The sequence below is a fragment of the Halorhodospira neutriphila genome, assembly GCF_016584055.1.
Lineage (GTDB): Bacteria > Pseudomonadota > Gammaproteobacteria > Nitrococcales > Halorhodospiraceae > Halorhodospira > Halorhodospira neutriphila.
Map to the genome: position 1 here is coordinate 1 of NZ_NRSH01000098.1, position 8,591 is coordinate 8,591.

12 protein-coding genes and 1 tRNA gene are annotated in these 8,591 nt (G+C 72.8%); 9 read left to right on the forward strand and 4 right to left on the reverse strand.

Features of this window, described 5'->3' with window-relative positions:
* Positions 1–448: 448 nt before the first annotated feature.
* The 8 genes from CKO13_RS08810 to CKO13_RS08840 are packed head-to-tail and all read left to right on the forward strand — an operon-like array spanning position 449 to position 3,794.
* Complete coding sequence (locus CKO13_RS08810; protein WP_200259666.1) at positions 449–649, forward strand: hypothetical protein; 201 nt, start codon at positions 449–451, stop codon at positions 647–649.
* Between the two features lie 2 nt (positions 650–651).
* On the forward strand, positions 652–1,479 hold the full coding sequence (locus tag CKO13_RS08815; protein ID WP_200259669.1) for a hypothetical protein: 828 nt from the start codon (positions 652–654) through the stop codon (positions 1,477–1,479).
* A 24-nt stretch (positions 1,480–1,503) separates the two neighbouring features.
* Complete coding sequence (locus CKO13_RS08820; protein WP_200259672.1) at positions 1,504–2,367, forward strand: hypothetical protein; 864 nt, start codon at positions 1,504–1,506, stop codon at positions 2,365–2,367.
* Positions 2,367–2,492, forward strand: a complete 126-nt coding sequence (locus tag CKO13_RS12935; RefSeq protein WP_274600672.1) for a hypothetical protein — start codon at positions 2,367–2,369, stop codon at positions 2,490–2,492. Before CKO13_RS08820 ends, CKO13_RS12935 begins: the two co-directional genes overlap by 1 nt.
* 3 nt (positions 2,493–2,495) lie before the next feature.
* Positions 2,496–2,861 carry a hypothetical protein gene (locus tag CKO13_RS08825; protein WP_200259675.1) on the forward strand — a complete coding sequence of 122 codons (366 nt, stop codon included), beginning with the start codon at positions 2,496–2,498 and terminating at the stop codon, positions 2,859–2,861.
* Complete coding sequence (locus tag CKO13_RS08830; protein ID WP_200259678.1) at positions 2,854–3,087, forward strand: hypothetical protein; 234 nt, start codon at positions 2,854–2,856, stop codon at positions 3,085–3,087. Before CKO13_RS08825 ends, CKO13_RS08830 begins: the two co-directional genes overlap by 8 nt.
* Before the next feature lie 44 nt (positions 3,088–3,131).
* A complete protein-coding gene (locus CKO13_RS08835; RefSeq protein ID WP_200259681.1) occupies positions 3,132–3,551 on the forward strand; it encodes a hypothetical protein in 420 nt (139 codons plus the stop codon).
* 36 nt (positions 3,552–3,587) lie between these two features.
* Complete coding sequence (locus CKO13_RS08840) at positions 3,588–3,794, forward strand: helix-turn-helix transcriptional regulator (protein WP_200259684.1); 207 nt, start codon at positions 3,588–3,590, stop codon at positions 3,792–3,794.
* Between the two features lie 59 nt (positions 3,795–3,853).
* Here CKO13_RS08840 and CKO13_RS08845 read toward each other — a convergent pair whose 3' ends face one another.
* The 4 genes from CKO13_RS08845 to CKO13_RS08860 form a co-directional block, all read right to left on the reverse strand.
* The gene (locus CKO13_RS08845) at positions 3,854–5,098 is read right to left on the reverse strand and encodes a tyrosine-type recombinase/integrase (protein WP_200259688.1); all 1,245 of its coding nucleotides are present in this window, start codon (positions 5,096–5,098) and stop codon (positions 3,854–3,856) included.
* Between the two features lie 222 nt (positions 5,099–5,320).
* A tRNA-Ala gene (locus tag CKO13_RS08850) sits at positions 5,321–5,396 on the reverse strand.
* A 58-nt stretch (positions 5,397–5,454) separates the two neighbouring features.
* Entirely contained in the window at positions 5,455–6,357 is a 903-nt protein-coding gene (argF, locus tag CKO13_RS08855; RefSeq protein WP_200259691.1) for an ornithine carbamoyltransferase, read from the reverse strand.
* A gap of 27 nt (positions 6,358–6,384) precedes the next feature.
* Positions 6,385–7,560: an aspartate aminotransferase family protein gene (locus CKO13_RS08860; protein WP_200259693.1), complete on the reverse strand. Its 1,176-nt coding sequence runs from the start codon at positions 7,558–7,560 to the stop codon at positions 6,385–6,387.
* Between the two features lie 106 nt (positions 7,561–7,666).
* Here CKO13_RS08860 and CKO13_RS08865 point away from each other — a divergent pair.
* On the forward strand, positions 7,667–8,591 hold a 925-nt coding region (locus CKO13_RS08865; RefSeq protein WP_200259696.1), incomplete at its 3' end, for a hydantoinase B/oxoprolinase family protein.

Sequence of the window (8,591 nt, forward strand, 5' to 3'; positions counted from 1 at the left end):
TCCTTCCCCCGCCCGCCCAGCGCCGGTCGCTGCGCAGCGGCTCCGGCCCTGCGGGCCTCCGCTTCGCGTGCTCGCGCCCGGCGCCCGTCCGCCCCGGAGGGGCTCCCGGTCGTGCGCCTCCGGCGGTCAGTTGGTCTGCGCTCGCCGCTGGGCGTCCCCCGGCGGGCCGGTGGGCCCGCCGGGGGCGCGCTTCAGCGTGGGGTCGCTGCGCGGCGGCAAGGTCGCGCTCGCAGCTCCGCCTGCAGGGCCGCCGCCAGGGCGTGGCCAGCACAACCGGCGGCGACGCCCAGCCCCTTGTGCGCTGCGCGCGCTCCCTTGCCTCCGCTCCGCTCCAGGCCGCGACCTTCCGCCGCAGGCCACGCTGATGACTTTCAGTCATCTGATGATTGATCGTGCATCAAAATAGTCATAAAATGACTAAAAGTCATCAGCCAAGGAGGGCTCGACGATGGATAGCTGGGAGCAGCTTAGGGCATCCCGAGAAGAGGAGGCGCGCTACATCGCCGATACCGCGGCCGCCTGGATGCGCGAGGCGGCGGCCGCGCGGCCGGAGCTGGCCGAGGAACTCACGGCGCTGGCAGCGCGCCTGGAGACGGGCATCAGCCACGGCGGCCGCAGGAGCGCGGCTGCGCCTGCAAGGAGGGCATAGCCATGGAGCACATCGGCGAGATCGTCGACGAGGTGCAGGGGCAGCTCGGCGAGGCCGGGCCGGCCAAGGAGGGCCAGAAGCCGGAGGCGGCGGCCGCGCCGCCAGCGGCGGGGAGTCCGCTGGATCTGCCGGCCGAACAGTTCCAGGCCGGGCTCGACCGCCGCCGCACTAACCGCCGCGCCCTGCTGAGCTGGATCGGCGGGGCGCTGGTGGAGGGCACGGACTACGGCAGCATCCCCACCCGCCGCGGCCCTTCCAAGCCGTCGCTCTGGAAGCCGGGGGCCGAGAAGATCTGCGGCATGCTCGGCATCACGGTGCACCTCCCCACGCTGCACGAGTACGAGAAAGCGGCCCTGCAGGGGGTGCAGCTCCATCACGTCATCCTGCGCTGCGAGCTCCACGACAGCGCCGGCCGCGTGGTGGCCGACGGCGTCGGCGCCCGGTCGCTCAAGCAGGATCAGGGCGACCTGAATAAGACGCTCAAGATGGCCGCCAAGAGCGCGCACATCGACGCGACGCTGCGCATGGCCGGCCTCTCGGAGGTCTTCACGCAGGACCTCGAGGACATGGCCGGCGCGGCAGGGCAGCAGCAGCCGGCCGCCGCCGAGCAGGGCGGCAGCGAGGCGATCACCGCGGAGCAGCACCGGGCGCTCGAGGCGCGCATCCGTGAGCTCGGCCTCGACCGGGAGCGGGTCCGCTCCTGGATCCAGCGTGCCTGGGGGGTCGAGCACCTCAACGAGGTCCCGGCGCAGCGCTTCGATGAGCTGCGCCGGCGGCTGGAGCACTGGGCCCGCAAGCAGGCCGCCGAGCAGGCCCAGCAGCAAGGCTAGCGACACACCAAGGAGGGTAGAGCCATGCACATCACCAACAACGCCAACCTCCCGGCCGCGATCGTCGAGGCCGTCACCAACGATCCCTACCCGCACGGGCGGGTAGGGGACATCACCGCCACCAGCCTGATCGACGCCCCCCGCATCCGCGTCCTGCGGCGCCGCCACGCCGACGAGCTCACCGAGGACGCCGCCGAGCGGATCTGGGCGCTGCTCGGCCAGGCGGTGCACACGATCCTCGAGCGCGCGGAGCCGAGCGCCGTGACCGAGCGGCGGCTCTACGCCGAGGTGGACGGCTGGCAGGTAAGCGGCCAGTTCGACCGCGCCGTGCTCTATCCCGAGACCGGCCTCCTCCAGGACTACAAGGTCACCAGCGCGTGGGCGGTCGTGAACGGCTTCAAGCCAGAGTGGGGGAGGCAGCTGAACGTGCTGCGCTGGCTCGCGCTGCACAACGGCTACCCGGTCACGCGCCTGCAGGTCGTCGCGCTGCTGCGCGACTGGAGCCGGGGCAAGGCCGCCCAAGGCGGCCGCTACCCCCAGCATCAGGTGGCGGTCCTCGAGGTGCCGGTCTGGGCGGAGAACGTGCTCGAGGACTACATCCGCGAGCGCGTCCAGCTCCACCAGGCCGCCGAGCAGGCGCAGGAGCTGCCCGAGTGCACCCCGGAGGAGCGCTGGGAGCGGCCGACGACCTACGCGGTGATGCGCAAGGGCCGCAAGAGCGCCATCCGTGTCCTCGAGGACCCGGAGGCCGCCGCGCAGCGGGCCGAGCAGGAGGGCGGCTACGTGGAGACGCGCCCGGGCCGGGCGGTGCGCTGCGAGGAGTACTGCCCGGTGCGCGACTTCTGCGACCAGGCGCGGCCGGGCGCCCGCGCTGAGGAGGCCGCGTGATGATCCGGATCAGCCTGCAGACGACGGTGGCCGAGGCGGTGCGCATCGCGCGCCGCCTCGGGTGCGATCTGGTGCTGCGCGGCGGCGCGGCGTACCTGCGCCCGCGCCAGCGGCAAGGGAGGTAAGCCATGGACAACATCCAGGAGATCGAGCGGCTCGCCGAGGCCGAGGCGCGCGCTGCGCAGCAGCGGGCCCGGTCGCGGCACGACCGGGGCGCCGTCGGCATCTACCACGCCGTGCGGGCCGACGCCCTGCAGTACCGGATGCGGCGGCTGGCGGAGGATCTCGCCGCCCGCGAGCGGGATCTGGCGTGGCTCGAGCGCCGGCTGCGCGAGGCCGAGCCCTGGCAGGACGCCGGCGAGGCGCTGGCCGCCGACTGGCTGCGCCTCTGCGGGCTCTACGGCGAGCAGGGGGCGCTGCGGTGCCTGCGGGATCGCCTGCAAGGCCTCGCCGAGCTCTACCGGGGCGGCCCGGGAGGGGGCGGCCATGAGTGAGCGGCTGAGCCCGCTGGTCGAGCTGCTCCGCGCCGGCGGCGAGGCCGGCGCGGCGGCGGGGCTGAGCGTCGGCGAGCGCTGCTACGTGGCGCTCGCCGCCGGTCGCTACGACCTGCTGCCCGCGGCCTACGCGGATCCGGTCGAGGCGTGGCACCGCCTGGATGTGTCGTGGCGGGCGGCCGTCTGCCAGGCGCGGGGCTGGCCGGAGGAGTGGGCCCGGGGCTAAGGCCAGGCATCATGGAAGAGGCCAAGATCGCCATGGAGGGAAGGATGAGCGAGCGGCTCAATAGCATCGTCCGGCAGCTGCGCCGCGCCGGGGCGGATCCCGTCCGCAGGCTCGAGCAGCTGCCGCTCCAGGAGCGCTGCTACGTGGCGCTGTCGGCGCCGCGCTACGAGTACCTGCCGGCGCAGTGCTCCGACCCCGTGGAGGCGTGGCACCACCTCAGCGCCGAGCAGCAGCTCGACGTCTGCTACCACCGCGGCTGGCCGGAGCAGTGGGTCTGGGAGGATACCGCGCGGCCACTGGCCGACCTGGCCGAGGCGTGGGCGGCGCTGACCGAGGCCGGCGTCCCGTGGCGGGGGCGGTTGTACCTGCACTCGGTGGCCGGCCGGATCCGGGAGCTCGCCGCCGAGCGGGACCGGCTCCATGCGGAAGTGGCACAGCTACAGGAGAGGGGCGGGGGCTCGTGAAGGCCCCCGGCCGACGGCAAAGGGAGAGGCGAGGCCATGACGGAGACCAGCCGGGGAGATCGCATCCTGCGCCGCCCGGAGGTGGAGAGCCGGGTCGGGCTCGGCCGCTCGGCGATCTACAAGGCGATGCAGCGCGGGGAGTTCCCGCGGCCGATACGCCTCACTAGCCGGGCCGTAGGGTGGCGGCAGAGCGATATCGAGGCGTGGCTGGCGAGCCGGGCAGCGAGCGGGCGTGAATGCTGAGCGCCTCCAAGCCGCCCCGGCCCCTAGCGTGGGCCGAGGCGCGCTGCGTGTGGTCCTGATTACTTATTCGTGGGGGCGGGCTGGAGTGGCTGCTGCCCAGCCGGTTCCCGGTCCGGGGTGGTGGTTCGCAGGGTGTCCAGGTAGTCGGCCCACTCCTGGAGCATCTGGCGCCGCTGGTCGAGCCACTGCGTCCGGTTGTAGGCGCGGCCGTGGACGTCGCGCACCCGGTGGCCGAGCTGCATCTCGATGATCTGCGTCGGCCAGCCCAGACGCTCCTCGATCAGCGTACGGGCCATGGCCCGGAACCCATGGGCGACCATGTAGTCGCCGTAGTCGAGGCGCCGGAGCGCGGCGGTGACGGTGTTGTTGCTGATGGGGCGACCGGAAGAGCGGCTGCTGGGGAAGACGTACTGGCTGTAGCCAGTCACCCGGTACAGCTCGCGCAGGAGCTCGGTCGCCTGCCGCGGTAGTGGGATCAGCAGCGGATCGCCCCCCTTGCTCGGCTGGTGGTCCCACGTCTGTTGCTCGAGATCGATCCGCCACCACTCGGCCTTGCGCAGCTCGCCCGGGCGCATGAACAGCAGCGCGGAGAGCTGGAGCGCCGCGCGCGTCTGCGGCTCCCCGCTGTAGCTGTCGATGGCGCGCAGGAGCGGGCCTATCTCCTTGGGATCCACGAGGGCCGGGTGGTGCTTCTTCCGGGGGCTCCGGAGCGCGCCGCGCAGGTCCTGCGTGGGGTCGCGATCCATTCGACCGGTCTGGATCGCGTAGCGGAACACCTGGCTGCAGAGCGTCTTCACGCGGTGCGCGGTCTCAAGGTGCCCCTGCCTCTCGATACGCCGGAGTGCGTCGAGGAGCTCGGGGGCGGTGATCGCCTGGACGGGGCGCTCTCCGAGGGGAGGGAAGGCGTAGCGCCTCAGCCGGCTGAGGTTGCGCTCGGCATGGGAGTAGACGACCTCATGCTGGTGGATCGTCTCCCACCATTCCCGCGCGATTGCCTCGAAGGTGTTCGCGACGGCCTGGGAGGTGGCGGCACGCTCAGCGCGTCGATGGGCGACCGGATCGATGCCGCGCTCCACGAGCTCGCGGGCCTCGTCGCGTTGGCGGCGCGCTTCGGCGAGGGACACCTCGGGATAGGTGCCGAGGCTGAGGGTGCGCTCCTTGCCGCCGAAGCGGTACCGGACCCACCAGTAGCGGCCGGACTCGCGGACGAAGAGGGTGAGCCCTCCGCCGTCGGCCATCTTGTAGTCGCGGCCTTCGTGTCGGGCGTTCTTGACCTGGGTTGCGGTGAGCTTGTTTTGCGCCATGACAGGACTCCTTTCCCATCAGTGGGTTGTAGCGGCGTGGGTACGCGGCTCCCTGCCTTTGTGGGTAAAAGCTCCGGAGATTGGGCATCTACCCACAGAGTTACCCACAAACCGAGGTCGCTATCCGGGGAATCCGGGAGACCCCTTGCATAAAGATAGGCCCGCAAAAGGCGGGCCTGCAAGGGACTTATGGATCTTGAGGGAAGGGATCGGAAGGTAATTTGGTGGAGCCGACGGGATTCGAACCCGTGACCTCGACAATGCGAATGTCGCGCTCTCCCAACTGAGCTACGGCCCCGTCTAGCGATTCATTACTCTACCACGGACCGGGGCGTATCAAAACCCCCGTGCGGCGCTCACGGCTCGAGGATGAGCGTCTCGAGCAGCGCCTTCTGGGCGTGGAGGCGGTTCTCCGCCTCCTCCCAGACCACGCTCTGCGGCCCCTCGAGCACGGCCGCCTCGACCTCCTCGCCGCGGTGCGCCGGGAGGCAGTGCATGAACAGGGCCTCTTCGCCGGCCCGGGCCATGACCTGCTCGGTGACGCAGAACTCGCGGAAGGCCTCGTAGCGGGCCGTCTGCTCCGCCTCCTGGCCCATGCTCGCCCAGACGTCGGTGGTGACCAGGTCCGCCCCGGCGGCGGCCTCCAGCGGGCCCTCGCAGAGGGTGACGCGCTCGCCGCCGAGGGCGAGGACCTCCGCCTCCGGCCGGTAGCCGGCGGGGGTCGCGATCCGCAGCTCGAAGCCGAATACGGCGGCGGCCTCGATCCAGGTGGCGCACATGTTGTTGCCGTCGCCGATCCAGGCCACCGTCCGCCCGGCGATCGGCCCGCGGTGCTCCTCGAAGGTCTGCAGGTCGGCGAGGATCTGGCACGGGTGGAAGCTGTCCGAGAGGCCGTTGATCACCGGCACCCGGGAGTAGGCGGCGAAGCGCTCGAGCACCTCGTGGCTGAAGGTGCGGATCATCACCGCGTCGACCATCCGGGAGAGCACGCGGGCCGTGTCCTCGACCGGCTCGCCGCGGCCGAGCTGTGTATCCTGCGCCGACAGGAAGATCGCCTCGCCGCCGAGCTGGGCCATGCCCGCCTCGAAGGCGACCCGCGTGCGGGTCGAGGACTTCTCGAAGAGCATCCCGAGCACCCGGCCCTGGAGCGGCTGGTGGCGCTCACCGGCGCGGTGTGCGGCCTTGAGCTCGCCGGCGCGGCGCAGGAGCGGGTGGAGCGCCTCGAGGGGCCACTCGCGGAGCGTGAGGAAGTGGCGCATCGCTGACGCCCTCCTTGGTTCGGTGGGTTACGCCGCCGCCTCGGCGAGGTGGTCGCGGATGAGCTCGGCGACGCCGTCGGCGAGCTGGCGGGCCTCCTCGCCGCTGAGGGTGAGCGCCGGCAGGAGGCGGACCACGGAGCCGGCGGTGGCGTTGATCAGCAGGCCCGCCTCGAGGGCCTTCCGGGGCAGGGCCGAGGCGTCGGTCGCCAGCTCGACGCCGATCATCAGCCCCTGGCCGCGGATCTCGACGACGCCGGCGACCCCCTCGAGCTGCTCGGCCAGGCGCCGGCGCAGGGCCTCGCCGGTGGCCGCCGCGGCGGCGGGCAGCTCGCCGCCCTCGACGGTATCGAGCACGGCGAGGGCGGCGCGGGCGGCCAGCGGATTGCCGCCGAAGGTGGTGCCGTGGCTCCCCGGCCCCAGGGGCTGGGCGGCCGCCTCCGTGGCCAGGCACGCGCCGATGGGGATGCCGTTGCCCAGCCCCTTGGCCAGGGTCAGCACGTCGGGCCGGATGCCGGCGTGCTGGTAGGCGAACAGGGCGCCGGTGCGCCCGATCCCGGTCTGCACCTCGTCGAGCATGAGCAGCCAGCCGCGCTCGTCGCAGAGCTCGCGCAGCCGGCGCAGGTAGCCCGCCGGCGGCAGGCGGACCCCGCCCTCGCCCTGGACGGGCTCGACGAGCACGGCGCAGGTCTGCTCGTCGCCGAGGGCGGCGAGGGCCTCGGCGTCGCCGTAGGGGCCGCGCTGGAACCCCTCGGGCAGGGGCTCGAAGCCCTCGTGGGCCCGAGGGTTGCCGGTGGCCGCCAGGGCCCCCAGCGTCCGGCCGTGGAAGCCGCCCTCGGCGACGAGGATCCGCGGCGAGGTGAGCCCCCGCTCGTGCCCCCAGCGCCGGGCGAGCTTGATCGCCGCCTCGTTGGCCTCGGCGCCCGAGTTGCAGAAGAAGGCCGCATCGAGCCCCGCGGCGGCGCAGAGCCGCTCGGCCAGGCGCTCCTGCAGGGGGACGCGGTAGAGGTTCGAGGTGTGCGTCAGCGTCCTCGCCTGCTCGGCGACGGCCTCGCTGACCGCCGGGTGGCTGTGGCCGAGCACGCAGACGGCGATCCCGGCGACGCCGTCGAGGTAGGCGCGGCCCTCCTCGTCGTAGAGCCAGGACCCCTGGCCACGCGTAAAGGCAACGGGCAGCCGCTTGTAGGTCGGGATCAGCGCTTCCATGGTGAGAATCGACGGGTACCGGCGGTTACGGCGAAAGAGAAAAGAGCATAAACTAACCGGCGTCGCGGCACTCGTGCAAGTAGACTCCAGACTTGAGGTCAACGGTATGGACTCGGTTCAGCTCGCCGTCTTCGCCAGCCGTGTAGCCGCCGTCTGCGACGAGATGGGGGCGGTGCTGCGCCGTACCGCCTTCTCGCCGAATATCCGCGACCGGCTCGACTTCTCCTGCGCCGTCTTCGACGCCGCCGGCGGCCTCGTCGCCCAGGCGGCGCACATCCCGGTCCACCTCGGCAGCATGGCGTACGCCATGGAGGGGGTGGTCAGCGGCTTCCAGTGGCAGCCCGGCGACGTGGTGGTCTTCAACGACCCCTTCCTCGGCGGGACGCACCTGCCCGACGTCACCCTCGTCGCCCCCGTGTTCAGCGGCGAGCGGCTGATCGGCTTCGCCGCCAACCGCGCCCACCACGCCGATATCGGCGCCGCGAGCCCCGGCTCCATGCCGCTGTCGCGCTCGCTGCACGACGAGGGGGTGGTCATCCCGCCGGCGCGGCTCTACGCCGCCGGCGCCCACGAGGCGGCGGAGCAGGAGCGGATCACCGCGGCGACCCGCAACCCCCGCCGGGCGGCGGCAGACCTCGCCGCCCAGGTGAGCGCCGTGCGCGCCGGCGCCGCCCGGCTCGCGGAGCTGGCGGGGCGGCTCGGCGCCGAGGCCTACGCGGAGGCCGTGGCGGCGCTCAACGGCTACGCCGAGCGCCTGGTCCGCAGCGCCCTGGCGGAGATCCCCGACGGGCGCTACACCTTCGCCGACGCCCTCGACGACGACGGCCAGGGCCGCCGCGACCTGCCCATCCGGGTCGCGGTGACGGTCGCCGGCGACGCGGTGGGCGTGGACTTCCGCGGCAGCGCCGGGCAGGTCGACGGCAACGTCAACTGCCCCCTGCCGGTGACCGCCGCCGGGATCCGCCCGGGCAGGGCCTCGGCCAGCGCGCCGCAGACGGCGTCGACCACGCGGCTGCTGGTCTCCACGTTGC